Below are 26,690 nucleotides of genomic sequence, written 5' to 3'. Positions count from 1 at the left end.
AAAAACTGATTTTGATGGAAAGGGCGGTTAGAGAGCCGCCCTTTTTCTTGCCTGCCAGTCCCGGCGAGACAGCCGGTAAAACACATGGCGCTTGAGCTTGGGATGGCTGTAGGGAATGCCGGGATGATCGAAATCGGCGGATGGATCGGCGGTCATGCCGAGACGTTCCATGACGGCAATCGAGCGGCGGTTGTCGGCGACGGCGAAGGAAACGATTTCGTCGAGGGCCAATGTCTCGAAACCGTAGGCCAGCCATGCCTCGGCGGCCTCGGTGACATACCCCTTGCCCCAGAATTCGGGCGCCAGCCGCCAGCCGATCTCGATCATGCTGGCCGGCAGGAAGTCGAGATGATCGGTTCCGGTTATGCCGACGAAGCCGATGCATTCGCCCGTGGCAACGATCTCCGCGGCCGCGAAGCCAATGCCGTCGCGATCGATGGCGGCGCGGAACTCATCCATCTTGGCGTCGGCGGCGGCACGGTCGCGGCGAAACGGGAAGAACTCCATAACGCGTTCATCGGAATTGATGCGATGGAACAATTGGCGGTCGCGGTCCTCCCAATTGCGCAGGATCAGACGTTCGGTACGGATTGGTTTCATTGGACGAATTCTTCCTGCCGGTAGCCCTGCAGATAGAGCAGCGCGGTTAGGTCGGCATGGTCGATCCGGACTTTTGCCTGCGCCGCGACGGTAGGCTTGGCATGCAGCGCGACGCCGGTTCCGGCCAGGCGGATCATGTCGAGATCGTTGGCGCCGTCGCCGACGGCGATGGCATCGGCCGGCGTCAGGCCAAGGCGCGCACAGATTTCGAGCAGCGCCTCGGCCTTGGCGGCGCGGCCGAGGATCGGCTCGCCGACCAGCCCGGTGAAGCGTCCGCCCTGGTCGAGCAGGCTGTTGGCGCGGTTTTCCTGAAAGCCGAGCATCGCGGCGATACGCGTGGTGAACACCTCGAAGCCGCCCGAGACGAGCGCCGTCCAGGCGCCGTTGGCGCGCATGGTCTGGACCAGCGCGCGGCCGCCCGAGGCCAATGTCAGCCGATTGGCGACGATGCGGTCGACCACGGCGGCATCGAGGCCCTTCAGCAGCGCGACGCGCTCACGCAACGCCGGCTCGAAGGCGATCTCGCCATTCATCGACCGCGCGGTGATGGCCGCGACGCGATCCTTGACGCCGATCTCGTCGGCCAGTTCGTCGATGCACTCCTGGTCGATCATGGTCGAATCCATGTCGGCGAGAAGGATTTTCTTGCGGCGTGTTTCAGCCTGCTGGACGATCACGTCGACTGGTTCGGCGCCCAATGCCGCCCGCAGGGCAGCGGTGACACCGGCGGCCTCAGCCTCTTGCGGCAACGCAAGATCGCAGGCAATCCCCTCGGCCAGCCAGACGACAGCGCTTGCGTCCACCGACCGTGAGGCCATATTCGCAAGCGACGGCGACAGAGCGCGGTCAGCGGGACGGGAAACAAGCGTGGCAATGAGCGGCATCGAGAATTCCGGCGCGGATGCGGGCGAAGGCCGCGTGAAGAACGCGATCCTGATAGCCGGGCCGACCGCCAGCGGCAAGTCGGCGCTGGCGCTCGAACTGGCCGAACGCACCGGCGGCGTCATCATCAACACCGATTCCATGCAGGGCTATTCTGTTCTCGACGTTCTGACCGCGCGGCCGGAGGCGGCCGAGCTCGCTCGGGCGCAGCATTTTCTCTATGGGCATGTCCATCCCGGCTCCGCCTACTCGACCGGCGCCTGGCTGCGCGACGTGATGAAACTCATCGATGACGGAGCGCTCTCGCGACGGCCAATCTTCGTCGGCGGCACAGGCCTTTATTTTCGCGCGCTGGCCGAGGGCATTTCGGAAATGCCTGATATTCCGCAGCGGATACGTGATCGCTGGCGCTATGAGTTGAAGGAGCACGGCGCGGTCAAATTGCATGGCATCCTGCTGCGCGAAGATTCGAAAGCCGCCATGCAGTTGAAGCCGACCGACAGCCAGCGCATCGTGCGGGCGCTCGAGGTGCTCGACGCGTCCGGCCGGTCGATCCTGGAATGGCAGGCCGAGCGCGGCCGGCCGCTGATCGACAGGCAGAGCGCACATTTCCTGGTCATCGAGCCGGATAGGGCGGCGCTGGTCGACCGCATCGAAAGGCGTTTCGACCGGATGCTGGACAAGGGCGCGCTGGAGGAGGTCAAGCAGCTTGCGGCCCTTCGTCTCGATCCGGACCTGCCGGCGATGAAGGCGATCGGGGTTCGCGAGCTGCAGGCCGCAATGGCAGGGCAATCGAGCTTTCCCGAGGCGATCGAACGCGCCAAGATCGCAACCAGGCAGTATGCCAAGCGGCAGGCGACCTGGTTTCGACATCAGCTGGGGCCGGAATGGCAGAGATTGCGCCCCGATGACAGTCTCGAAACCAAGATCCAAACACTTGTTGCTAATGCAACTTAAAAAGTTGACCTTGAGGGCAGGGTTCTCGCCGAAGTTGCCGGAATTAACGCTCCGTAAGGCGGTCGGTGCCATAAGGTCGTGGGTACTTTTCATCGGGGAGCAGATGCGTTTCCATAAGGCGGAATCCGCTTTTTTCGTCTTTATCTTCGTGATCCTGGCCGCTGGCCTGGTGACGCTGCACGCCTACGGGCTCTTGCAATCCTTCGCCACGGAACTCCACACGCAGTCGGGTCTGGACAAGGTCATCTACCTCAACAAGCTGTTGTTCGCGACGGGCGTACTGCTTGCGACCGCGCTGTTTTTCGGCATCTTCTTCATCTACCCGCTGATCCGCAAACAGGCGACGGAAGAAGGCAAGCTGCGCGCCATGACGGTTTCGCTCAGCGCCCGCTCCGAAACGCTCGAACACGCCGCCCTGACCGACGGCCTGACCGGCATGCAGAACCGGCGCTATTTCGACGACGCGCTGACGGAATATCTCGAGGAGTTCCGGCGCATCGAGAAGCCGGTCGGGCTGATGATCCTCGATCTCGACCATTTCAAGCAGGTCAACGACACGCATGGCCACGATGTCGGCGACGAGGTGCTCAAGGCTGTCGCCAGATGCCTTAGGGACATGACACGTTTCCACGATGTGGTGGCGCGCCTGGGCGGCGAGGAGTTCGCCGTGGTCACGCCCAACATGGAGGCGGACCTTCTGGCCAAATTCGCCGAGCGCATCCGCAAGGCGATCGCCAACATGTCGATCCTCTCCGGCAACAATGTCCGGCTCAAGATCACCACCAGCGTCGGGCTCGCCGTCTGGGACCGCAAGGAAACCGCCGAGGAGTTTTACCGCCGCGCCGACCGCCAGCTCTACGAGGCAAAAAGGCAAGGCCGCAATCGCGTCTGCGCCTAAAATCCCATCACTGAATTCGTGAGGCCTGCCGTCTGCTGCCGTTTTCTGCGTCTTCCGGTGCTCACGGACTGGATGTCCGCTCCGCTCCGGTCCTCGAAACCAACACCAGCCACGGAAATTTGACGCAAGTAGCGGCTATACTCAATCGCTCTGCGGGCGCAGGCCGAAGGTTGCAGGTTTGAGGCCGTAGCGCGTGTCGAAATCTTCGTCCGACTGCACGCGCGCCGCCCCTGCGGGTTTGCGGTAGTCGGGGTCGCCGGCCTGGCGGCCGGAATCGACCACTTCGGCGAAGGCCATCGCCTGGCTCTGTGGTTTCGGCACGTTGCGCAGCCGCTCGACGATCGCCACGAGATCGACCTCGCCGGGTTTTGATGTCATCTCTTCCTCGCGCTTGGCCGTACCGGGCAGCAAGTGAGCGGGCAGTCTTTCGAATTTCAGCCGCATGGTCGTCGCCACGCCTTCGCCGAAGGCGATCGCTTCGCGCTGGCCCATGGACGACAGGAACGCGAGCGTTGAGGCGGACGAGTCGGCGATTGCCGAGCGGATGATCGCCTGGTCCTGCTCGTTGGCGAGCCGCATGGCGAAGAAGGTCGAGCATTGCGACAGGATGGTTGGGTCCAACTCGCCCGGGCGCTGGGTGACGACGCCGAGATAGCAGCCATATTTGCGGCCTTCCTTGGCGATGCGCGACAGCGCGTGCCGGGTCGGCGCGAAGCCGAGACGCGGATCGGCCGGCATGTAGCGGTGCGCTTCCTCACATAAAAACAGGAGCTGCAGCTTGCCTTCGCTCCACAGAGCGAGGTCGAAGGCCAGGCGCGCCAGCACCGAACAGACGGAATTGACCACTTCTGAGGGCATGCCGGCCATCTCGAAGCAGGTCACCGGGCGGCCATGATGCGGCACGCGGAAGATGTTGCCGATCGTCTCGTGGATGGTGTCCTCGATCAGGCGCGAATTGAACATGAAGCGGTAGCGCGGATCGGCAGCCGCGGATTCGATGCGCGTCTTCAGCGATTTGAGCGTCGGGCGATCGTTCTTGCTTTCGAGCATGCCCATGCGCTCGTCGATCTGCTTGAGCAGGTCGGCGATGCGATAAGGCACCGGCGTATCGGCGGTCAACGCGTCGCTGCCGCGTCTGAGGTAAGTGCCTGAGCCTGGGTTGCGATAGAGGTTCTTGGCCAACGGAATTAGGTCGCGCAAGGCATCGATCTCTTCCGGCTCCGTTTCGCGTCCGCGGAACAGCACCTCGGCGAATTCCTCGAGCTTGAACATCCAGAACGGCAGGTCGAGCGTCTTGGAATCGACCCTGACGCAATATTCAGGCAGCGAGGCCGCGAATTCATTGTGCGGATCGAGGATCAGGATGCGCAGGTCCGGCCGCGCTGCGATCGACTTGCGCAGCAGCAGCGACACGGCGGTCGACTTGCCGACGCCGGTCGTGCCGACAATGGCGAAATGGCGCGCCAGCGTATCGTCGATGGCGATGTTGGCGGCGATAGCCTCGTCCTGCGCCAGCGAGCCGATGGTAATGGAATGGCGACCGGCCAGGTCATAGACTGCCTGTAGGTCGCGGGTACGGATGCGGTGCGCGACGGCGCCGATATGCGGATAGCAGGTGATGCCGCGGTCGAAGATCGGCTTGGCGCCGGGTTCGGCGCCGTCACGGACCTCGCCGATCAACTCGATGCTGACCTCGATGGCGTTCTGGCCTTCATTGCTCCAGGCGCGATCCGACTTGCCGATCGCATAGACCAGGCCAACGGTGCGCGTCGTGCCCAGATTGATGGAGATCATCTTGCCCACCGTCCACAGGCCGGTGACCGCGCCGTCGATATCGTCGGCATAGGCGCTGATGGTGGCGCGCGCGCCGTCGCATTGCACGACGTTGCCCAGGATGCGCCGGTCGTTCTGCTCTGCGTTGCGGCGCTCCTGCGATGTCGGTTCTCTGACGGAAGCTTCGCGTTCGACATACATGGACGCCAATCCCCATTTCCCTGGAGATCGGACCCTACAGGAACGGGGTTAAGGTCGGATGAGGTCGGATGGTGTAGAGAGGATTAAGGACCCGGTGAAAATTATCGCGAGAGGGCTCTTCACCCGTCTTGTTGCTTCGCTATAATGGACGAATGGCTGATATAGCGAACGATATTTCCTCGACCATCGGCAAGCGGATCCACGCCGAGAGGATCATGCGGGACTGGGCGTTGGCCGAACTCGCCGAACGGTCCGGTGTTTCCAAGGCGATGCTGAGCACGATCGAGCGCGGCATGACCAGTCCGACGGCCGCGCTTCTGGTGCGTATTGCGGCGGCCTTCGGCATGACGCTCTCGACCCTCATCGCGCGCGCGGAATTGCAAGGCGGCGGGCTGCTGCGCGCGGCCGGCCAGCCGGTGTGGCGCGATCCCGATACAGGCTATGTCAGGCGGCATCTGTCGCCGGCCTGCGACATGCCGCTCGAGCTGATCAAGGTCCATCTGCCGGCGGGTGCGAAGGTCAGCTTGCCGGCGGCTTCCTACGCCTTCATCAAGCAGCAGATCTGGCTGATCTCGGGAAAACTCGAATTCACCGAGGGTGATCAGGTGCACAGGCTCGAGCCAGGCGACTGCCTGGCGCTCGGGGCGCCGTCGGACTGCACGTTCCATGCACTGGAGCCGGGCGCCGACTATCTCGTCGCCCTGGTCAGGGGCTGACATCATGGCAAGACGGCCAAAGCGCTCCCACAATGGGGGGCCGCCTCTCGACGACTACAAGGGGCCGCCATGGGGCAAGGGCGATCCTTATATCTTCCTGGCCTGGCAGGCGGCGCACGCCAAGGCGTGGAAGGCGCCGAGCCGCGAGGTCATGCTGATGCGCATGGACAAGGCTGAACGGCTGGGCCTCACCTATGAGGAATACACGCTCGAAATCCTGGAGCGCGGTCGGCATCTCAGGGAAGAAGACATCGAACGCATCAGCGCCATCAAGGCCGCGCGCAAGCGGCGGCGTGTGCGCCATCTCGACTGACGCCGGCGCTATCGAACCCCGGCAATCGTTTCCGGAGGAACAAGTATGAATGCCATAGAAATCAAGCCGTTGACCGTCAACCAGAAAACACTCGCACTGCTGACTGATCTGCTGGTCGAAACGGTTGCCGCCGGCGGATCGGTCAGTTTCATGCATCCGCTGGCGCCTGAGGCGGCAAAGGCATTCTGGGAGACGTCGCTGGCCGCGGCGGCACGAGGGGAAAGAATGGTGCTTGGGGCATGGGACGGCGGGGCTCTGGTCGGCACCGTCACCTTGCTGCTCGACTGCCCGCCCAACCAGCCGCATCGGGCTGAGATGGCCAAGCTGATGACATCGGTCGAGCAGCGGGGCAAGGGTGTCGGGACCCGGCTGATGCGGGCCGCCGAACGCCTCGCGGCGGAGAAGGGACGCACGCTGCTGGTTCTGGATACGGCGACGGAGGAGGGTGCGTCGGGACTTTATGAGAAGCTTGGCTTCACCCTGGCCGGCGAGGTCCCGGATTATGCGCTGAAGCCGCATGGCGGGCTGACAGGCACGCTGATCTACTGGAAACGTATCGGCGGAGCGTCGCGGTAACGCCGGTCAGGTCCGGGCCTTTCCGGCAAGGCGCTTCAGCAGCCAGTGGCGGAAATCCTGCTCGGCACCGGTCAGCTGCGCGGTCGACGGCCTCGTTAGAAAATGCCCCGACGTGCTGGCGAGCTCAAAATCGGAAAGCGGGACCAGCGCTCCACCGTCGAGCGCCGCGTCGATCAAGGGGCGGGACCCCAGAAGCACGCCGGCGCCGGCGCTCGACGCCTCCATCGCGGCGACGAAACTGTCGAAGCGGTGCGACCGCTGGGAATGCCCCGCCAATCCGGCCGCCGCGAACCATTCCGCCCACATCTCGCGCGCGCCGGCCACGAGAAGCAGCGGCAGCGATGTCCAGTCGGCGGCACTGGCCAGGGCCGGACTTGCCACCGGTACAAGCCGCTCGGCGGTCAGCCTCTCGGCCTCGCGTCCAGGAAAGGATCCATTGCCGAAACGGATGTCGAGCGCCGAGCCCGGCAGATCGTAGTCGGTCGGCCGATGGATCGTCACCAGATCGAGCTGGATGCGCGGCAGCGCCTCGGCGAGATCGGGCAGCGCCGGGACCAGCGCGAGCAAGGCAAATGAGATCGGCACCCGGATGGAGACCGTCCGGACGGCGCGTGGTTCGAACAGTTCCGCCGTGCTGCTGCCAATGGTGGCGAAGGCCGACTGGATGTGGGGCAGGTAGGCTGCGCCCTCCGACGATAGCGCGACCCCGCGCGCCAGCCGCGAGAACAGTCGCGTCTTCAGCCGTTCCTCGAGCAGCCGGATGTGCTGGCTGACGGCCGCCTGGGTCAGGCCGAGTTCGGCTGCCGCCGCGGTGAAATTCGACAGCCGTGCCGCAGCCTCGAAACTGCGCAGCCAGTCGAGTGGAGGCAAGGCAGGCATGGTACGTCGAGCCATTAGCTAATCGGCGTCATTGGCCAAAATATGATAATTTGAATTATGCCTATCGTGAGCTCAACATGCAATCGAAACCCACGGAACATGCCGTGGACAACAGCGGACAGGACGGATTTCCATGCTCACCCACGCGCTGGTCGGCGACGAAGGCAGAACAATCGAACTTGGCTGGCAGGGCGGGAAGCGAACCCGCTTTCACGCCGTATGGCTGCGCGACAACGCGCTCGACGACAAGACGCGCAGCGCCGGCAATGGCCAGCGGCTCATCACCATCCTCGATATTCCCGCCGAGACGCGGATCGGCGCTGCTTCCATAAAGGCCGGAGTGCTGGAGATCAGCTTCGTACCGGAGGGAAAGACTGTCAGCTTTCCCGCCCAATGGCTATGTGCAAACGCCTATGATCGCGACGAGACACGCCAGCCCGGTTGGACAGGCGATGTCATCCAGCGCTGGACCCGGGCGACGATGCAGAACTCGGTGCCGCGCGCCAACTATCCGGCGGCCTTCCATGGCCGCGGTGTCCTGCGCGAATGGCTTTCGGCGGTGAGGACTTATGGCTTTGCGGTAATGGACGGGTTGCCAACCGAATCCGGTTCGCTTTGCAAGGTGTCCGACCTTTTCGGCTACATCAGGGAAACCAATTACGGGCGCTGGTTCGAAGTGCGCGCCGAGGTCAACCCGAACAACCTCGCCTACACCAATCTCGGCCTGCAGGCGCACACCGACAATCCCTATCGCGATCCAGTGCCGACGCTGCAGATCCTGTCCTGCATCGAGAACACGGTGGAGGGCGGCGAATCCAGTGTCGTCGACGGCTTTGCCGTCGCGGCAGCCCTGCAGGCGGAAGACACCGAAGGTTTTCGGCTGTTGAGCTCCCATGCGGCGCGGTTCGAATATGCAGGTTCATCCGGTGTGCGCCTGCAGTCCAAACGACCGATGATCGAGCTTGGACCCGACGGCGAACTGATCTGCATCCGCTTCAACAACCGCTCGCTGGCGCCGACCGTCGATGTGCCGTTCGCCGATATGGATCGCTACTATGGCGCCTACCGCCGCTTCGCCGAGCTGATCGAGGATCCATCCTTCGAAGTCACCTTCAAGCTTGAGCCCGGCCAGGCCTTCATCGTCGACAACACCCGCGTCATGCATGCCCGCAAGGCGTTTTCCGGCACCGGCAAGCGCTGGCTGCAGGGATGCTACGCCGACAAGGACGGCCTCTTGTCGACGCTCGCCGCGATCGAACACGGCTTCAAGGAGGCGGCGGAATGAGCGGCCAGGATCTGAATGCGGACACCATCGTCGAGTTCATCGCCGACATTTTCGAGCGCCGGGGAGCGGAATCCTACCTCGGCGAGCCGGTGACGATGTCCGAGCACATGCTGCAAGGAGCTTGGCTGGCGGAGCAGGATGGAGCGTCCGAGGTGCTGGTGGCCGCCGCGCTGCTGCACGACATCGGCCACTACACCAGCGAGTTCGGCACCTATTCGCCCGACGATATCGAGGACAAGCACCATGACGAGGCCGGCGGCGAGGTGCTGGCGCCGTTCTTCCCGCCGGTCATCGTCGAATGCGTCCGGCTGCATGTCGCCGCCAAGCGCTATCTCTGCGCCACGGACCCGACTTATTTCTCCAGGCTGTCGCCGGCTTCGGTTCACACCTTGTCGCTGCAGGGCGGACCGATGAGTGCCGACGAGGTCGCTGCGTTCCGCAAGAACCCGTTCCACGAGGAAGCGGTGCGGGTTCGCATCTGGGACGAGGGCGGCAAGGTTGCCAACATGCGGACGCGGGCGTTTCGCGACTATGTGCCGTTGCTGCAGCGCGTCGTGCACGACTTCGCCGATCGCGCCTGACGCAATCAGTCACCGGAGGAGACAGCCCATGTGTTTCTGCTTCGATGGCGCAAACGCAGTGGCCGCATACCGGCCGGAGAACTGCCGCGAGCGCTTGGCTGACGCAAGTGCTCTCGCCCCGGGTGCCGATCATCCGAGCGGCGGGCGCAGCCGGCCCGCCGCCGCGGTTTCGTTCAAACCCTCGAAGCAGGACAGGCTCACCAAGTCCATGCGGGGAAAGCGAACTAAGCCTTGTGATGGACTTGCTGCAGCCGTAGACCGGTGTGGGCAAGCCAAATTGCCTGGCCTTCAGTTGCAGCGACAGATATTGCGAATAGTGGCGCGACTGATGGAGGTTGCCGCCATGGAACCACAGCGCCTCCTGCTGGGTCGGCTTCCACATGTTGCGCTGCTCGCCTTCCCAGGGACCGGGGTCGTCGTCAGCCCGGCATAGTGGTGCGTCGATGGCACCGGCTCAACTGTACTATGGTAGCGCGTGGCGAGGCCCATCTCACAGGCGAGTGAATTCGTGCCGTACCCCATTGACGACCCCGCGACTTCGCCTTTATGGTCCGCCACCATGAAAACGGCACTCATTCTCGTAGGAAGGCGCGTGGGCAAGGCGGTGTAACCGCCGGGCGAAAACCCCCCCCATGCGCAGACACAGGCTCCCTCGGGGGCCTTTTTTATTGCCTGAAACACGACTAAACGACCAGCAAACGCCCAAATGGCGACAGTACGGGACCAGACCGATGAGCAATGGACAGAGTGAGCGGCGCGAGATGCCAAGTAGGGAAATGACTGGCGCCGAAATGGTGGTGCAGGCGCTGAAGGACAATGGCGTCAAGCATGTCTTCGGCTATCCGGGCGGCGCGGTTCTCCCGATCTATGACGAGATCTTCCAGCAGGACGAGGTCGAGCACATTCTCGTGCGGCACGAGCAGGGCGCCGGCCACGCAGCCGAGGGCTATGCGCGGTCGACCGGCAAGGCCGGCGTCATGCTGGTGACATCGGGCCCCGGCGCCACCAATGCGGTGACGCCGCTGCAGGACGCATTGATGGATTCGATCCCGCTGGTCTGCCTGACTGGCCAGGTGCCGACCTCGCTCATCGGTTCCGATGCGTTCCAGGAATGCGACACGGTCGGCATCACGCGGCCCTGCACCAAGCACAACTGGCTGGTGAAGGACGTCAACGAACTCGCCGCCACCATCCACGAGGCCTTCCATGTCGCCACGACCGGCCGTCCCGGTCCGGTGGTGGTCGACATTCCCAAGGATGTGCAGTTCGCCAAGGGGATCTACGTCCCGCCGCAGATCGCTCCGCGCACCAGCTACCAGCCGAAGGTCCAGGGCGACCTGGAGAAGATCAAGGCGGCGGTCGAACTGATGGCCACCGCCAGGAAGCCGGTCATCTATTCGGGTGGCGGTGTCATCAATTCCGGTCCGGAAGCGAGCCATCTCCTGCGCGAACTGGTCGACCTCACCGGTTTCCCGATCACCTCGACGCTGATGGGGCTCGGCGCCTATCCGGCCTCGGGCAAGAACTGGTTGGGCATGCTGGGCATGCACGGCACCTACGAAGCCAACATGGCCATGCATGACTGCGACGTGATGATCTGCATCGGCGCGCGTTTCGACGACCGCATCACCGGCAGGTTGAATGCGTTCTCGCCGAACTCGCGCAAGATTCACATCGATATCGATCCGTCCTCCCTCAACAAGAACGTCCACACCGAGGTGCCCATTATCGGCGATGTCGGCCGGGTGCTGGAAGACATGGTGCGGCTGTGGCGGGCAACCGCCAAGACCGACAAGAAGGCGCTCTATCCCTGGTGGGAGCAGATCGCCAAATGGCGCGCGCGCGATTCACTCGCCTTCAAGATGAACAACGACGTGATCATGCCGCAATACGCCATCCAGCGGCTCTACGAACTGACCAAGACCATGGACACCTACATCACCACCGAGGTCGGCCAGCACCAGATGTGGGCGGCGCAGCACTATCATTTCGACAAGCCGAACCGCTGGATGACGTCGGGCGGGCTGGGCACGATGGGCTACGGCCTGCCGGCCGCGCTCGGCGTGCAGATCGCGCATCCCGACGCGCTGGTCGTCGACATCGCCGGCGACGCCTCGGTGCAGATGACCATGCAGGAGATGAGCGCGGCGGTGCAGTATGACGCACCGATCAAGATCTTCATCCTCAACAACCAGTATATGGGCATGGTGCGGCAGTGGCAGCAGCTGCTGCACGGCAACCGGCTGTCGCATTCCTACACCGAGGCGATGCCGGACTTCGTCAAGCTGGCCGAGGCCTATGGCGGCCACGGCATTCGCTGCGACAAGCCCGACGAGCTGGACGACGCCATCAAGGAGATGATCTCAGTCAGGAAGCCGGTGCTGTTCGACTGCCGCGTGGCGACGCTCGCCAACTGCTTCCCGATGATCCCATCAGGCAAGGCGCACAACGAGATGCTTTTGCCCGACGAGGCGACCGACGAGGCCGTGGCCAACGCCATCGACGCCAAGGGCAGGGAACTGGTGTAGACGCGAGCCAAGGCAGGGCTTGTTAAAGAAGCCGTGCGAAAACAGATAATTAGATCCAGAATTTGAGATACATGTCATGAACGCACAGCACCTTCAGCCCACCGGTTCCGCCTACTTCATAGCCAAGGAGACGGAGAAGCCTGAGATCCATACGCTTTCCGTCCTGGTCGACAACGAGCCCGGTGTGCTCGCCCGGGTGATCGGCCTGTTTTCCGGGCGCGGCTACAACATCGAGAGCCTGACCGTCTCGGAGACCGAACATGAGAAGCATCTGTCGCGCATCACCATCGTGACGCGTGGCACGCCGCATGTGATGGAGCAGATCAAGAACCAGCTCGAACGGATCGTGCCGGTGCATCGTGTGGTCGATCTAACCGTCCGCTCACACGAGCTTGGCCAGGAGCGGCCGCTGGAGCGGGAACTGGCGCTGGTCAAGGTTGCCGGCACCGGCGAGGCCCGCGTCGAAGCGCTGCGGCTGGCGGACGCCTTTCGCGCCAGCGTCATCGACGCCAACACCGAGCATTTCATCTTCGAGATCACCGGCAAGGGCTCCAAGCTCGACCAGTTCATCGCCATCATGAAGCCGCTCGGCCTGGTCGAGATCTGCCGCACCGGCGTGGCGGCCATGAACCGCGGCCCGCAGGGCATGTAGGCCGACTTACCTATCCAAAATTTCCAAAAGTGCAGGGACTGGCGTGACCAACGGTCGGCCCTGGCCTTTGTGCAGCTGTCGGAAAAAGACAACAGTGCTGACGTATCTGGGAGGATATCATGTCACTCGATGCATTCCTCGCACTGCTCGTCTACGCCTTCGTGACCTCGATCACGCCGGGGCCGAACAATCTCATGCTGCTGGCCTCCGGCGTCAATTTCGGCATCGCCAGGACAGTGCCGCACATGCTGGGCATCAGCATCGGCTTTCTCGTCCTGCTGCTCGCCGTCGGCTTCGGGCTTGGCGCGGTACTGACCGCGTTTCCGGCGCTGCATACCGGGCTGAAGATAGCCGGTGCCGTCTATCTGCTCTACCTCGCCTGGAAGATCGCCATGTCGCGCTCGCTCAGCGGCAAGGGTGAGACGGAGGCGCGGCCGATGCGCTTCATCGATGCAGCGGCTTTCCAATGGGTCAACCCCAAGGCCTGGGTGATGGCCATCACCGCGATGGCCGTCTACACCAATCCGGAACGGCCGTTCCTGTCCGTCATTCTGATTGGCGTGGCTTTTACCGTGGTCAATCTTCCCAGCGTCTCGGTCTGGGCGGGATTCGGTACGGCGCTGCGCGGTTTCCTGTCGGATCCGCTGCGTCTGAAATGGTTCAACATCGCCATGGGCGTGCTGCTGGCGGCGACGCTTTGGCCGATGCTGCGTTAGATCATAGGGCTCCATCCGACGTCCGGCCCTGAACGATAGCCCGCTGCACAGCTATTGTGCAGTGCACATTAAATCTTCGTAATGCCGTGTTTTGGCCCTTTTCCGACAAACCAGCATCCTATCTATTCGGCGAAATCGCGGCAATGAGCCGTGAATTGCGCTAGAATACGACCACCTGGCTATGGCGTGTCGGACGGAGAGGTCTTTTGTCGATGCGTGGAAAAGTCATTCTATCATTGCTTGCGGTCGCATGTGTCGGCGCGGCCTGGCTCTATCTGTCGCCGGACGCGCTGAACAAGGCACAGCAGATCATCGGCGCAAAGCAGGTCGCCGCGACAGACAAGCCGGCGGTCGACAAGCCGGCAGGCGGCAAACAGACCGGTGGCGGCAATGGCGCCCGTTCGGCCTCGATCGTTTCGGCGACGGCAACGACCGCCGATTTCCCGATCCGCCGTTATGCCATAGGCTTCGTCTCCTCTCCAGCCGTGGTCAACATCAACGCGCGTATCTCCAGCCAGATCGTGTCGATCGACGTCAAGGACGGGCAGATGGTGAAGGCAGGCGACCTCCTGTTCTCGCTCGATGACCGGGCGTTGAAAGCGCAGCTGGCCAAGGACCAGGCAGCGCTTGCCAAGGATCAGGCGTTGCTCGCCAGCTCGAATGCCGACCTTCAGCGTGCCAAGGACCTTGTCGCCAAACAGGCCGGTACGCAGCAGACCTATGACCAGGCCGTTGCCGCGCAGAAGGCGGCGGCGGCGACCGTCGATGCCGACAAGGCGACGATCGACGCGGACAATGTCCAGCTTGGCTTTGCCGCCATCACCGCGCCGATCGCCGGTAGGCTGGGTGCCGTGAATGTCGCCGTCGGCGACTTGGTGACCGTCAGCAACGGCAACAGCAGCACGGCGACGCCACTGGTGACCATCACCCAGATGGACCCGCTGCAGGTCAACTTCAATCTGCCGGAAAGCAACCTTGCGCTGCTGCACAAAGCGCTTGCCAATCCGCAGCAGAACGCGGTGACGTTGACCCAAAGCGGCGACCCGACGCCGATCGGCAAGGGCACGCTCGATTTCGTCGATTCCAGCGTCGACACCGCGTCGGGCACAATCGCCACACGGGCAAGCATCCCCAATGCCGATCTTTCGCTATGGCCCGGCCAGTACGTGAATGTCGTCCTCGACGCCGGCATCATGCCGCAGATGACCTCGGTTCCGACGGTGGCGGTCCAGCCCAGCCAGAAGGGACCGTTCGTCTATGTGGTCAAACCGGACAACACCGTCGAGATGCGGCCGGTGCAGGTGGCGCTGACTGAAGGCCAAAACAGCGCCATCAGCCAGGGGCTGAAAAGCGGCGAGAAGGTTGTCACCGAAGGCCAGACAAGGCTGAAGGACGGCGCCGCGGTGCATGAAGGCAAGGAGGCCCCGCCCAAAGTGGCCCAGGCGACCAACGCCGGCGAGGCGGCCCAATGATCTCCGAATTCTGCATTCGCAGGCCGGTCGCCACCCTTCTGATGTCATTCGCCCTCGTGCTGGGCGGGCTGTTCGCCTACAAGTTCCTGCCGGTCGCCGCATTGCCGAGCGCCGAATTTCCGGTGGTCAACGTCTCGGCATCGCTGCCTGGCGCATCGCCGGAAACCATGGCCACATCGGTGGCGACGCCGCTGATCAAGCAGTTCGCCACAATTGCCGGCATCGATTCCATTTCGACCACCAACTCGCTTGGCCAGACCTCGATCGCCATCCAGTTCGTCCTCAACCGCAACATCGACGCGGCCGCGGCCGACGTGCAGGCGGCGATCGCGCGCACGCAGAAATCTCTGCCGCCGCAGATGACGTCGCCGCCGAGCTATCGCAAGGTCAATCCGGCCGATGCGCCGATCCTTTTGATGTCGCTGGTCAGCGATACGGTTCCGCTGACCGACCTCGATGCCTTCGCCGAAAACGTGATCTCGCCGTCGCTGTCGACCATTGACGGCGTCGCGCAGGTCTCGATCTTCGGCCAGCAGAAATACGCGGTGCGCATCCAGATCGATCCGACCGCGCTTGCCGCGCGCGGCATCTCGATCGATCAGTTGCAGGCGGCCGTGGCCTCGGCCAACAGCAACACGCCGCTCGGCGTGCTCCAGAACAACAAGCAGCAGCTGACCATCACCGCCAACACGCAGCTTACCAACGCCGCCGGATTTTCCAATCTGATCATCGCCACCAAGAACGGTCACCCGGTGCGGCTGGGCGACGTAACCCGTGTCGTCGATTCCGTTCAGACCACCACGACCGCGAGCTGGTACGACGGTACCCGCGCGATCATCATGGCCGTGCAACGCCAACCCGACGCCAATACGGTCGACGTCGTCGACAGGGTCAAGGCGATGCTGCCGTCCTTCCAGGACCAGATGCCGGCCGCCGCCCAGATCAAGCTGCTCAACGACCGTTCGATCTCGGTCCGTCAGGCCGTCAACGACGTGCAGTTCACACTGCTCCTGACCATCGCGCTGGTGGTCATGGTGATCTTCTTGTTCCTGCGCCGGGTGACGGCGACCATCATCCCGGCCGTGGCGGTGCCGATCTCGCTGATCGCCACGCTCGGGGCGATGTTCCTGTTCGGCTTTTCCATCGACAACATATCGCTGATGGGCCTGACGCTTGCCGTCGGCCTCGTCGTCGACGATGCCATCGTGATGCTCGAAAACATCTTCCGCCACATGGAAGAGGATGGGCTGTCGGCCTTCGATGCGTCGCTGAAGGGCGCACGCGAAATCGGCTTCACCATCATCTCGATCTCTGTCTCGCTGGTGGCGGTGTTCATCCCCGTGCTCCTGATGGGCGGCGTGATCGGGCGCATCTTCAACGAGTTCGCCGTTGTGGTGACCGTGGCCATCCTGGCCTCCATGTTCGTGTCGCTGACGCTGACACCGATGCTGTGCTCGCGGCTGCTGTCGGTGACCAAGGCCGACCGCGAGGCGCACAGCGCCGGCCACAAGCGCGATTTCATGACGCGCGGCTATGATCGGCTCCTGAGCTTCTGCTTGCGGCATACCTTCCTTGTGTTCCTCGTCTTCATCGGTACCGCGGCAGCCTCGGTATGGCTGATCGATATCTCCCCGAAGGGCTTTTTCCCGCAGGAGGATATCGGCCAGATTTCGGTGACCACCATCGCGCGCCAGGACATCTCGTTCGACGCCATGGCCAAGCTGCAAGGGCAGGTCGCCAGCGTGTTCTCGAAGTCGCCCTATGTCGACCATGTGGCGTGGTCGGCGGGCAGCGGCAACAATGCGCTCAACCAGGGACAGCTGTTCGTCCAGCTCAAGGGCAAGGACCAGCGTCCCGACATCGACAAGGTGCTTTCGGATCTGCGCAAACAACTGGCCGGCGTTGCGGGCATCGAGACCTACATGCAGCCAGTGCAGAACCTGAGACTCGGTTCCAGGTCGTCGGCCAGCGCCTACCAGCTCGTGGTTCAGGGCCTCGACACCGGACAAACCGATATCTGGGCGCAGAAGATGAATGACGCGATGGCGGCCGACCATGCGACCTTCACCGATGTCACCAGCGACTTGCAGAATAATGCGCTGCAGGCGTCGCTGGTGGTGGATCGCGACAAGGCCGCGCAGCTCGGCATCGACACCGACACGCTGCGCTCCGCCCTTTATGGCGGGTTCGGCACCGACCAGGTTTCGACGATTTTCGGTTCGGCCGACAGCTACGAAGTCATTGCCGAGCTCGATCCGAAGATCGAATGGTCGCCCGAGCGGATGCTCGCCATCCAGATGAGGACGGCGAGCGGCAGCCTGGTGCCGCTCGGCGCTTTCGCCCGCGTCGATCGCACGGCCGGCGCCCTGACGGTCAACCAGCTCGGCCAGCTTCCGGCAGTGACCATCTCCTACAATCTGCCGCAAGGCGTGGCGCTCGGCGACAGCGTGACGCGCATCAACGCGATCAAAGAGCAGATCGGCATGCCGAAGGCGATCTCGACCAGCTTTGCCGGCACGGCCAAGACCTTCCAGGATTCACTTGCCAACCAGGGCCTGCTGATCGGCGGCGCGATCCTGACCATCTATATCGTGCTCGGCATCCTGTATGAGAGCTTCATCCACCCGCTGACGATTCTCACCGGCCTGCCGTCGGCGGTACTCGGCGCCGTCGTTGCGCTGCGTTTCGCCGGTATGGACCTGTCGGTCATCGCGGTGATCGGCATCCTGATGCTGATCGGCATCGTCAAGAAGAACGGCATCATGATGGTAGACGTCGCGCTTGAACTGCGACGAGAAGGCATGTCGGCCACGGACTCTATCCACAAGGCCTGCCTTATGCGTGTCAGGCCGATCATGATGACGACGCTGGCGGCGCTGATGGGCACGTTCCCGATCGCGCTCGGCACCGGTGCCAGCGCCGAGCTGCGCCAGCCGCTAGGCGTTGCCGTTGTCGGCGGCTTGCTCGCTTCGCAAGCGCTGACCTTGTTCGTGACGCCGGTGATCTATGTCTACATGGAAAACTTCTCGGGCTGGCTGGTCGGGCTCATGCCGAAGCGCAAGGCCGAGTTGCACCTGGTCGAAGAAGGCGATCAGCCTTCGCTGTTCGGCACCAACGACGACATCCCGGGCGAGCCGCAGAAGACGGCCGCCGAGTAGCAGCCGGACAAGGCTCCGGTCCCGTTGGCCCAAGCCATGGAGCTTGCGGCCGGCGGGTCGGAACCGTAATTTGCCGTCATGTCCCACGATCATGACCACGACAACGAACTCGATCCGTTTGCCGCGCGGGTGCGGGCGCTGGAAACCATCCTGACCCGCAAGGGGCTGATCGATCCGGCTGCGATCGACGTTATCGTCGATACCTACGAGACGAAGATCGGCCCGCGCAACGGCGCCAGGGTGGTGGCCAAGGCCTGGAGTGATCCCGCTTATGCCGAGTGGCTGAAGCGCGACGCGACGGCGGCGATCGAATCCCTGAGCTATACCGGTCGCCAGGGCGAGCACATGCAGGCGGTGTTCAACACCGGGGATACCCACAATCTCGTCGTCTGCACGCTGTGCTCCTGCTATCCATGGTCGGTGCTTGGTTTGCCGCCGGTCTGGTACAAGGCGCCGCCCTATCGGTCGCGAGCGGTGATCGATCCGCGCGGCGTGCTTGAGGAATTCGGGCTGGTGCTGCCGGCCGGGACGAAGATACGCGTTTGGGATTCGACGGCAGAGTTGCGCTATCTCGTCGTGCCAATGCGGCCGGAGGGCACCGAAGGCTGGAGCGAAGAGCGGCTGGCCGATCTGGTGAGCCGCGATGCGATGATCGGCACGGCGCTGGCTAGGCAATCGGCATGAACGGGCCGCAGGATCTCGGCGGACAGATGGGGTTCGGGCCGGTCGCGCCTGAGAAGGACGAGCCTTATTTCCATGCCGATTGGGAGCGGCGGGCGCTCGGTGTCACGCTCTGTGCCGGCGGCATGGGTGCCTGGAACATCTACGAGAGCCGGCACGCGCGGGAATCGCTGCATCCGGCCGATTATTATGGCTCCAGCTACTATCAGATCTGGATCAAGGCGCTCGAGATCCTGCTCAAGCGCCATGGTTTCGTCAGCGAGCGCGACCTCACGGCAGGCGAGGCGATCGATCCGGCGGCGACGCCCAAAAGAGTGCTGAAGGCCGAGAATGTCCCGGCCGTGCTGGCCAAGGGCGGTCCGTGCGACCGGCCGGTCAAGACAGCGCCGCGCTTCAAGGCTGGTGATTCGGTGCGGACCAAAAACTTCAACCCGACCGGTCATACTAGGCTGCCGCGTTACGCGCGCGACAAGCAGGGCACGATCGAGGCGGTGCGCAACGGCTTCGTCTTTCCCGACAGCAACGCGCATGGGCAAGGCGAGAATCCGCAGTGGGTCTATACCGTGGCTTTCGATGGCAGGGAAATCTGGGGCGAGGGCGCCGACCCGACACTGACCGTCTCGATCGACGCCTGGGAGAGTTATCTTGAGCCGGCCTGAGGCGAAGGAGACTGTCGGCGGTTTACCCGCCGGCTTCGACGCACCGGTTTTCGCCGAGCCATGGCAGGCCGAAGCCTTCGCCATGACGGTGGCGCTGCACGACAAGGGCCTGTTTTCGTGGACCGAGTGGGCGGATGCCCTATCGGCCGAGGTGAAGAAGCCAGGTGCCGCGGCGGACGGCCATGATTATTATGAGCATTGGCTGGCGGCGCTTGAAGGGCTGCTTGCCTCCAAGGGGCTGGCCGCCAAGCCTGATGTCGATGCGATGGCGCAGGCCTGGGAACGTGCCGCGCATGCCACGCCACATGGAAAGCCGATCCTGCTGGAGAACGATCCGCGCGCTGCAGACTGAAGATGCAGGGCTGCGTTTTTCGTTCCCTTTACGTTCTTATTTGCGGCTGATAGCATGAACCGCGGTCGCCACCGGCTGTGTCGACGGTGGTGGCGGCTATCTTGTGTTTGCCTCGCGAATCCGGTCACACGATCAGATGGAATTTTCACCCCAACAGGATGAGGCGCTGCAAGCGGTCGCCCGCTGGCTGAAGACCGGCAAGCCGCAGCTGTTCCGGCTGTTCGGCTATGCCGGCACCGGCAAGACGACGCTGGCGCGCTATTTCGCAGAACATGTCGACGGCCAGGTGCAGTTCGCCGCATTCACCGGCAAGGCGGCGCAAGTGCTCCGCTCCAAGGGCGCGGTCAACGCCCGCACCATCCATTCGCTGATCTACCGGCCCAAGGGCGAGGAATCGGTGGCGGACGAGGTGACCGGCAAGACCTCGATGTCGCCAACCTTTTCGCTCAACCGGCAAAGCCCGATCTCGCGCGCAAAACTGGTCGTCATCGACGAATGCTCGATGGTCGACGAGCAGCTTGGCCGCGACCTGATGAGTTTCGGCACGCCGATCCTGGTGCTGGGCGATCCCGGCCAGTTGCCGCCGATCTCGGGCGGCGGCTTCTTCACCGATCACGAGCCTGATTTCCTGCTCACCGAAATCCACCGGCAAGCACGCGACAATCCGATCCTGCGGCTTGCGCTCGATGTGCGCGAGGGCCGCGAATTCATGCGCGGTGACTATGGCACCGCGCAGGTGATCGGCAAGGAAGACGTCAACCAGGAACTGGTGCTCAGGGCTGACCAGGTGCTGGTCGGCACCAACCGCACGCGGCGGCGCTACAACCAGCGCTTGCGCGAACTCAAGGGATTCAACGCCGATTACCCACAGGCAGGCGACAAGCTGGTGTGCCTGCGCAACGATCCCGCCAAGGGCTTGCTCAACGGCTCGCTGTGGAAGGTGATGACCTCGTCGCGTGAGACGGTGAAGCCCGGCATCAACCTGCTGGTTTCGCCCGAAGAGGACGATCCGGACCGCGGCGTCGCCAAGATCAAGCTGCTCAAGGCGGCGTTCGAGGATCCGGATGCCGATATCCCCTGGCAGCAGAAGAAGCGCTTCGACGATTTCGACTATGGCTACGCGCTGACCGTGCACAAGGCGCAGGGCTCGCAGTGGAACGAGATCGTTCTTTTCGACGAAAGCTGGGCCTTCAAGGAAACGCGCCAGCGCTGGCTTTATACAGCCATCACCAGGGCCGCCGAACGACTGACCATCGTCAGATAGAAGGGGCCGGCGGTAGCCGGGAAAACCGTTTCATCCTCTTTCCGGAGCGGCGGTCGCCTCCTCGCTCGTCGGCCGCGCGCCGAGCCACTCCCAGGCAGCCGCTTCGTCCTCGAGCTTGAAATGCCTGAATTCGACGGGCGCCGAAGCGGGCAAGGCGCGTCGTGCGTTCGGCGTCCAGTCAGGGGCACCGATGGCCGCGCAACGGCCAATATGTTCCAATGCGTGGACGGCACCCTTCTTGATGGTTTCATCGGAGATATCCGCCCAGTCGACGCCTTCGTGATCGACTATCCGGACGGCCACGTCGATTCTCTGATGGAGCAAATAGGCCGCCTCCAGCAGGCCGAACAGATTCTCGGCATCGGCGGCCGAGACGTGGCCGACCACATCGATGGCAAAGAGGTCGTCGCGGCTGGTGTCGATACGGCGAATCGCCGGCACGGATTGGAGGAAATTCAAGGTGGTGCCTCCCTTTCGCGGAAGATGTTGGTCTTCTGGAACACCGGAAAGGCCCTATCTGTTCCCGTCAAAGACGCTATAGATGCGCCGTCTCAAATGCGCCGTGCCGGAACGAATGAGCGTGGCGCGCCTCGGTAGCCTTGTTTCACGGACGCCAGCCCATGCCCGCCAAGCTTTCCGTCAACCTCAACGCCATCGCCATGCTGCGCAACCGGCGCGACCTGCCGTGGCCAAGCGTGATCGGTGTCGGCCGCCTGGCCCTTGCCGCCGGAGCGCATGGGCTGACGGTCCATCCGCGCCCCGATGAACGTCACACCCGGCATTCCGACCTGCCCGAGATCAGGGCGCTGATCGACGATGAGTTCCCGCAGGCGGAATTCAATATCGAGGGCTACCCGAGCGAGGATTTCCTGGCGCTGGTGGAGAAGCACCAGCCTGAGCAGGTGACGCTGGTGCCCGACGATCCGGCACAGGCAACCTCCGACCACGGCTGGAACTTCGTTGACGATGCGGCGTTCCTGACGCCGATCGTCAGGCGTCTGAAGAAGGGCGGTTTCAGGGTCTCGCTGTTTTCCGACGCGGATCCCGCCGGCATAGGGGCCGCGCGCGATACCGGCGCCGATCGGATCGAACTCTATACCGGTCCTTATGGGGGCTACCATTCCGATTCTGGTAAGGCGGCCAAAGAACTGGAAAGATTGGGGAAAACCGCTGACGCGGCATTGGCCGCCGGCCTCCAGGTCAATGCCGGACACGATCTGACGGTGGCCAATCTGCCTCCTCTGGCAAGGCGCATCCCTGCATTGGCCGAAGTGTCAATCGGACATGGGTTGACAGCCGACGCATTGGAGTATGGCATGGCCAGCACGGTGGGCCGGTTTCTCAGGGCTTGCGGCTGGTAGGGGGAAATGCTTCGTCTTGGTATGGCAGCCAATCGCGTGCACTTGATATCGTATCACAGCATGCATAGAGCAGCGCGCGCTTGTCGGGGAGTGGCCGATGGCCCTTGCCAATAGCGGGAGCGAGGCCGAGACCGTCGAGCAATCGAGCCATTCCGGGGTCGAGCAGCACAGCACCAAGGTTCTGATGCTGGGCGCGCTCGGCGTCGTCTATGGCGATATAGGTACGAGTCCGATTTACGCCTTTCGCGAGGCGCTTCACGCTTCGCCCGGCATCGATACGCGCGTTCACGTGCTTGGCGTGTTGTCGCTGATCGTCTGGGCGCTGACGATCATCGTGACCATCAAATACGTCGCCTTCGTGCTTCGCGCCGACAACAAAGGCGAAGGTGGCACGCTGTCGCTGATGGCTTTGGCGCGCAGCGCCTATCCCAAGGGCGCTCGACTGATCCTCATGATCGGTCTTTGCGGCGCGGCGCTGTTTTTCGGCGATTCGATCATAACGCCGGCCATCTCGGTGCTGTCGGCGGTCGAAGGCCTGACGGTGGTGACCCCGACGCTGGACGCCTACGTCGTGCCGATCACGCTGATCATCCTTGCCATCCTCTTCTCCGTGCAGCGCTTCGGCACGGGAAAGGTGGCGGCGGTGTTCGGGCCGGTGACGGCGCTGTGGTTCCTGGCCATCGGCGTTGCGGGGCTCTGGCACTTGATGGATGACCCATCGATCCTGCTGGCCATCAATCCCTATTATGCGGTTGCCTATCTGGCCAGCACACCCACAGCCGCCTTTGTCACTGTCGGCGCCGTGTTCCTGGCGGTAACCGGCGCCGAGGCGCTTTATGTCGATCTCGGCCATTTTGGACGCAAGCCGATCGTGCTGGCGTGGTTTTCCGTGGTGTTTCCTTGCCTGCTGCTCAACTATTTCGGGCAGGGCGCCTTTGTGCTGGCCAATGACGGAAAACCGACCAATCCATTCTTCCAGATGTTGCCTGAGTGGGCGCTGATGCCGATGGTGGGACTTGCAACGGCCGCGACGGTCATTGCCAGCCAAGCGGTCATCTCGGGTGCTTTTTCGCTGACCCGGCAGGCGGTGCAGCTCAACCTTCTGCCACGTATCGAGGTGCAGCATACGTCGGAAATGCAACTCGGCCAGATCTACATGCCCCGCGTCAACCTGCTGATCGCGCTGGGGGTGATGTTGCTGGTGGTCGGTTTCGGCAGCTCGAGTTCGCTGGCGTCCGCCTACGGCATCTCGGTGACCGGCGAAATGCTGATGACGACGATCCTGCTGTTCGTGGTGATGCGCAAGATGTGGAAATGGAAGCTGGCGCTCGCCCTGGCGCTGACCTTGCTGTTCGGCATCATCGACAGCGGCTTCTTCCTGGCCAATGTCGTGAAGATCGTGGAAGGCGGCTGGGTGTCGATCACCGTTGCCTGCCTGATGGGGCTGATCATGTGGACGTGGATTCGCGGCAGCCGCTATCTCTTCGACAAGACCCGCCGCAATGAGATCCCGCTCGATTTCCTCGCCGGCAATCTGTTGAAGAAGAAGCCGCAGCTGGTGTCGGGCACGGCCGTGTTCCTGACCAGCGATCCGCTCAGCGCACCGACCGCGCTGATGCACAGCCTGAAGCACTACAAGGTGCTGCACGAGCAGAACGTCATTCTTTCAGTGGTGACGGCGCCGCAGCCCGTGGTGCCCGACAGGGAGCGGGTCAAGATGGAGACGGTCAACGAGCTGTTCATGCGGGTGACGCTGACCTTCGGCTATATGGAACAGCCCAACATTCCGCGCGCGCTGGCGATCTGCCGCAAGCAGGGCTGGAAGTTCGACATCATGACGACGTCCTTCTTCCTGTCGCGGCGCTCGCTCAAGGCTTCGCCCAATTCCGGCATGCCGGTATGGCAGGACCGGCTGTTCATCGGCCTGGCGCGCACGGCGGCTGATGCGACCGAATATTTCCAGATCCCGACTGGACGCGTCGTTGAAATCGGCACGCAGGTCGCCATTTAACAGACACGTGCTCGCCGGGCTGGGTTTTGCCATGGTTCCGGACATGAGCCTGCGAAATCGCAGGGACCGACGTCCGCGAGAAGTCGCCACAGAAAGCCGCGCGCCGCTAACATAAGTGCCATAACGTTACGGCACTTGATATTGCATCGCAGCAAGCGTAGAGCACCGCGCGTTTATCGGAGTGTCGTACATGGCCCTTGCCAATGCTGGTAGTGAGGCAGAACCCGTCGACCAATCGAGCCATCCCGAAATCGAACAGCACAGCACCAAGGTGCTGATGCTGGGCGCGCTCGGCGTGGTCTATGGCGATATCGGCACCAGCCCGATCTATGCGCTCCGGGAGGCATTGCACGCTTCGTCCGGCAGCGATGTCGCCACCCGTGCCGATATTCTCGGCGTGCTGTCGCTGATCATCTGGTCGCTGACCATTACCGTCACGGTAAAGTACATCATGTTCGTGTTGCGTGCAGATAACCGCGGCGAGGGCGGCGTGCTGTCGCTGATGGCGCTGGCACGCGGCAGTTTTCCGAAGCGCTCGGCGGTGATTCTCGGCATTGGCATCGTCGGCGCCTCGCTGTTTTTCGGTGACGCGGTCATTACGCCGGCCATTTCGGTGCTTTCGGCGGTCGAAGGCATGAATGTCGTCACGCCCACCTTCCAGCCCTATGTCGTGCCATTGACGCTGGTCATCCTCGCCGTCGTGTTTGCCGTCCAGCGCTTCGGTACCGGTGGCGTTGGGCTGGTGTTCGGCCCAGTGACCGCGGTGTGGTTCCTGGCCATCGGCCTATCCGGCATCAATCACATCATCGTAGATCCGGAAATTCTGTGGGCGGTCAGCCCACACTATATCGTCGCTTTCCTGATCAATTCGCCCGACGTCGCCTTCGTGACGATCGGCGCTGTCTTCCTTGCCGTGACCGGCGCGGAGGCCCTTTATGCCGACCTCGGCCATTTTGGGCGCAAGCCGATCGTGCTCGCCTGGCTGGCGATCGTGTTCCCCTGTCTGCTGCTCAACTATGCCGGGCAAGGCGCCTTCATACTGGCCAATGGCGGCGTGGTGGGCCATCCATTCTTCGAGATGAACGAGGGGTGGACGCTGATCCCGATGGTGGTGCTTGCGACGGCCGCGACGGTCATCGCCAGCCAGGCGGTTATCTCGGGTGCTTTTTCACTGACCCGGCAGGCGGTGCAGCTCAACATGCTGCCACGGCTCGAAATCCTGCACACATCGGAAAAACAGTCCGGCCAGATCTATATGCCGCGCGTCAACCTGCTGCTGGCCCTTGTGGTGATGATGCTGGTGGTCGGCTTCGGCGAGTCCAGCAAGCTGGCCTCCGCCTACGGCATCTCGGTGACCGGCAACATGGTGGTGACGACGGTGCTGCTCTACGTGGTCATGACCCGCATCTGGAAGTGGAAGCTGTCGGTGGCGATCCCGCTGACCGCGCTGTTCGCCTTCATCGACGTCGGCTTCTTCGCCTCCAACATCGTCAAGGTGTTCGAAGGCGGCTGGGCTTCACTGGTCGTGGCTTTCACCATCGTGCTGGGCATGTGGACCTGGGTGCGTGGCAGTCGCTATCTCTTCGACAAGACCCGCCGCAACGAAATCCCGCTCGATTTCCTCGCCGGCAATCTGTTGAAGAAGAAGCCGCAGCTGGTGTCGGGCACGGCCGTGTTCCTGACCAGCGATCCGCTCAGCGCACCGACCGCGCTGATGCACAGCCTGAAGCACTACAAGGTGCTGCACGAGCAGAACGTCATCCTTTCGGTGGTGACCGCCCCCCAGCCCGTGGTGCCCGACAGCGAGCGGGTCAAGATGGAGACGGTCAACGAGCTATTCATGCGGGTGACGCTGACTTTCGGCTATATGGAACAGCCCAACATCCCGCGCGCGCTGGCGATCTGCCGCAAGCAGGGCTGGAAGTTCGATATCATGACGACGTCCTTCTTCCTGTCGCGGCGCTCGCTCAAGGCTTCGCCCAATTCCGGCATGCCGGTATGGCAGGACCGGCTGTTCATCGGCCTGGCGCGCACGGCGGCCGACGCGACCGAATATTTCCAGATCCCGACCGGACGTGTGGTAGAAATCGGCACGCAGGTGGCGATCTGACGAGGCTGATCGCCTCGGCCTGAAGAGGGAGGCGGCATGAGACTTCCTGTGTCAACCTGTTGTGA

Annotated in this window: 24 protein-coding genes and 1 pseudogene; 19 read left to right on the top strand and 6 right to left on the bottom strand. The window is 63.0% G+C overall.

Annotated elements, in window-relative coordinates:
* Positions 1-27: 27 nt before the first annotated feature.
* Both C7I87_RS00120 and serB read right to left on the bottom strand, forming a co-directional pair.
* The gene (locus C7I87_RS00120; RefSeq protein ID WP_149902280.1) at positions 28-600 is read right to left on the bottom strand and encodes a GNAT family N-acetyltransferase; all 573 of its coding nucleotides are present in this window, start codon (positions 598-600) and stop codon (positions 28-30) included.
* On the bottom strand, positions 597-1,484 hold the full coding sequence (gene serB / locus C7I87_RS00115) for a phosphoserine phosphatase SerB (RefSeq protein ID WP_149902279.1): 888 nt from the start codon (positions 1,482-1,484) through the stop codon (positions 597-599). The genes C7I87_RS00120 and serB overlap by 4 nt, the downstream gene beginning before the upstream one ends.
* On the opposite strand from serB, the gene miaA reads away from it, so the two are divergent.
* Together miaA and C7I87_RS00105 are read left to right on the top strand one after the other, a co-directional pair.
* A complete protein-coding gene (gene miaA, locus C7I87_RS00110) occupies positions 1,474-2,439 on the top strand; it encodes a tRNA (adenosine(37)-N6)-dimethylallyltransferase MiaA (RefSeq protein ID WP_149902278.1) in 966 nt (321 codons plus the stop codon). The two genes, serB and miaA, sit on opposite strands and share 11 nt — an antisense overlap.
* Positions 2,440-2,542: 103 nt before the next feature.
* Complete coding sequence (locus C7I87_RS00105; RefSeq protein WP_149902277.1) at positions 2,543-3,337, top strand: GGDEF domain-containing protein; 795 nt, start codon at positions 2,543-2,545, stop codon at positions 3,335-3,337.
* A gap of 141 nt (positions 3,338-3,478) precedes the next feature.
* Here C7I87_RS00105 and C7I87_RS00100 read toward each other — a convergent pair whose 3' ends face one another.
* A complete protein-coding gene (locus C7I87_RS00100; RefSeq protein WP_149902276.1) occupies positions 3,479-5,311 on the bottom strand; it encodes an ATP-binding protein in 1,833 nt (610 codons plus the stop codon).
* A gap of 152 nt (positions 5,312-5,463) precedes the next feature.
* On the opposite strand from C7I87_RS00100, the gene C7I87_RS00095 reads away from it, so the two are divergent.
* From C7I87_RS00095 to C7I87_RS00085, 3 genes are read left to right on the top strand one after another with little or no spacing between them, the layout of a single operon-like run.
* A complete protein-coding gene (locus C7I87_RS00095) occupies positions 5,464-6,027 on the top strand; it encodes a helix-turn-helix domain-containing protein (RefSeq protein ID WP_149902275.1) in 564 nt (187 codons plus the stop codon).
* Positions 6,028-6,031: 4 nt separating this feature from the next.
* A complete protein-coding gene (locus tag C7I87_RS00090) occupies positions 6,032-6,340 on the top strand; it encodes a hypothetical protein (protein WP_149902274.1) in 309 nt (102 codons plus the stop codon).
* Between the two features lie 45 nt (positions 6,341-6,385).
* Positions 6,386-6,916: a GNAT family N-acetyltransferase gene (locus C7I87_RS00085; RefSeq protein WP_149902273.1), complete on the top strand. Its 531-nt coding sequence runs from the start codon at positions 6,386-6,388 to the stop codon at positions 6,914-6,916.
* Between the two features lie 6 nt (positions 6,917-6,922).
* On the opposite strand, the gene C7I87_RS00080 is transcribed toward C7I87_RS00085, so the two are convergent.
* Entirely contained in the window at positions 6,923-7,810 is an 888-nt protein-coding gene (locus C7I87_RS00080) for a LysR family transcriptional regulator (RefSeq protein WP_149902272.1), read from the bottom strand.
* Positions 7,811-7,928: 118 nt separating this feature from the next.
* Here C7I87_RS00080 and C7I87_RS00075 point away from each other — a divergent pair, with 118 nt between their 5' ends.
* The gene (locus C7I87_RS00075; protein ID WP_149902271.1) at positions 7,929-9,080 is read left to right on the top strand and encodes a 2-trimethylaminoethylphosphonate dioxygenase; all 1,152 of its coding nucleotides are present in this window, start codon (positions 7,929-7,931) and stop codon (positions 9,078-9,080) included.
* On the top strand, positions 9,077-9,661 hold the full coding sequence (locus C7I87_RS00070; protein WP_149902270.1) for a (R)-1-hydroxy-2-trimethylaminoethylphosphonate oxygenase: 585 nt from the start codon (positions 9,077-9,079) through the stop codon (positions 9,659-9,661). Before C7I87_RS00075 ends, C7I87_RS00070 begins: the two co-directional genes overlap by 4 nt.
* A gap of 224 nt (positions 9,662-9,885) precedes the next feature.
* Here the strand turns inward: C7I87_RS00070 and C7I87_RS35705 are convergent.
* A pseudogene (locus C7I87_RS35705) lies at positions 9,886-10,076 on the bottom strand (NAD(P)/FAD-dependent oxidoreductase); the annotation flags it as partial.
* Between the two features lie 316 nt (positions 10,077-10,392).
* On the opposite strand from C7I87_RS35705, the gene C7I87_RS00065 reads away from it, so the two are divergent.
* From C7I87_RS00065 to C7I87_RS00025, 9 genes are all read left to right on the top strand, one after another.
* Positions 10,393-12,189, top strand: a complete 1,797-nt coding sequence (locus tag C7I87_RS00065; protein WP_149902269.1) for an acetolactate synthase 3 large subunit — start codon at positions 10,393-10,395, stop codon at positions 12,187-12,189.
* 76 nt (positions 12,190-12,265) lie between these two features.
* Positions 12,266-12,841 carry an acetolactate synthase small subunit gene (gene ilvN, locus C7I87_RS00060; protein ID WP_149902268.1) on the top strand — a complete coding sequence of 192 codons (576 nt, stop codon included), beginning with the start codon at positions 12,266-12,268 and terminating at the stop codon, positions 12,839-12,841.
* A gap of 119 nt (positions 12,842-12,960) precedes the next feature.
* On the top strand, positions 12,961-13,557 hold the full coding sequence (locus C7I87_RS00055) for a LysE family translocator (protein WP_149902267.1): 597 nt from the start codon (positions 12,961-12,963) through the stop codon (positions 13,555-13,557).
* A 212-nt stretch (positions 13,558-13,769) separates the two neighbouring features.
* Positions 13,770-15,029, top strand: coding sequence for an efflux RND transporter periplasmic adaptor subunit (locus tag C7I87_RS00050; RefSeq protein WP_149902266.1), 1,260 nt, complete (start codon positions 13,770-13,772; stop codon positions 15,027-15,029).
* Entirely contained in the window at positions 15,026-18,187 is a 3,162-nt protein-coding gene (locus tag C7I87_RS00045; RefSeq protein WP_149902265.1) for an efflux RND transporter permease subunit, read from the top strand. The genes C7I87_RS00050 and C7I87_RS00045 overlap by 4 nt, the downstream gene beginning before the upstream one ends.
* A gap of 78 nt (positions 18,188-18,265) precedes the next feature.
* The gene (nthA, locus tag C7I87_RS00040) at positions 18,266-18,871 is read left to right on the top strand and encodes a nitrile hydratase subunit alpha (protein WP_149902264.1); all 606 of its coding nucleotides are present in this window, start codon (positions 18,266-18,268) and stop codon (positions 18,869-18,871) included.
* Positions 18,868-19,527 (top strand): nitrile hydratase subunit beta, encoded by a 660-nt coding sequence (gene nthB, locus C7I87_RS00035; protein WP_149902263.1) that lies wholly within the window; start codon positions 18,868-18,870, stop codon positions 19,525-19,527. The genes nthA and nthB overlap by 4 nt, the downstream gene beginning before the upstream one ends.
* A complete protein-coding gene (locus C7I87_RS00030) occupies positions 19,514-19,879 on the top strand; it encodes a nitrile hydratase accessory protein (protein WP_149902262.1) in 366 nt (121 codons plus the stop codon). Before nthB ends, C7I87_RS00030 begins: the two co-directional genes overlap by 14 nt.
* Before the next feature lie 136 nt (positions 19,880-20,015).
* A complete protein-coding gene (locus C7I87_RS00025) occupies positions 20,016-21,143 on the top strand; it encodes an ATP-dependent DNA helicase (protein WP_149902261.1) in 1,128 nt (375 codons plus the stop codon).
* 30 nt (positions 21,144-21,173) lie between these two features.
* Here the strand turns inward: C7I87_RS00025 and C7I87_RS00020 are convergent, their stop codons facing one another.
* Complete coding sequence (locus C7I87_RS00020; RefSeq protein WP_149902260.1) at positions 21,174-21,602, bottom strand: SpoIIAA family protein; 429 nt, start codon at positions 21,600-21,602, stop codon at positions 21,174-21,176.
* 161 nt (positions 21,603-21,763) lie between these two features.
* On the opposite strand from C7I87_RS00020, the gene C7I87_RS00015 reads away from it, so the two are divergent.
* The 3 genes from C7I87_RS00015 (at position 21,764) to C7I87_RS00005 (ending at position 26,625) form a co-directional block, all read left to right on the top strand.
* Entirely contained in the window at positions 21,764-22,504 is a 741-nt protein-coding gene (locus C7I87_RS00015) for a pyridoxine 5'-phosphate synthase (protein WP_149902259.1), read from the top strand.
* A gap of 97 nt (positions 22,505-22,601) precedes the next feature.
* Positions 22,602-24,515 (top strand): potassium transporter Kup, encoded by a 1,914-nt coding sequence (locus C7I87_RS00010; RefSeq protein ID WP_149902258.1) that lies wholly within the window; start codon positions 22,602-22,604, stop codon positions 24,513-24,515.
* 190 nt (positions 24,516-24,705) lie between these two features.
* Positions 24,706-26,625, top strand: coding sequence for a potassium transporter Kup (locus C7I87_RS00005; protein WP_149902257.1), 1,920 nt, complete (start codon positions 24,706-24,708; stop codon positions 26,623-26,625).
* Positions 26,626-26,690 lie beyond the last annotated feature (65 nt).

Source organism: Mesorhizobium sp. SARCC-RB16n, assembly GCF_008520305.1.
Taxonomy (GTDB): domain Bacteria; phylum Pseudomonadota; class Alphaproteobacteria; order Rhizobiales; family Rhizobiaceae; genus Mesorhizobium.
Note: the sequence above shows the minus strand (reverse complement) of the source record. Positions and strands in the feature narration are given on the sequence as shown.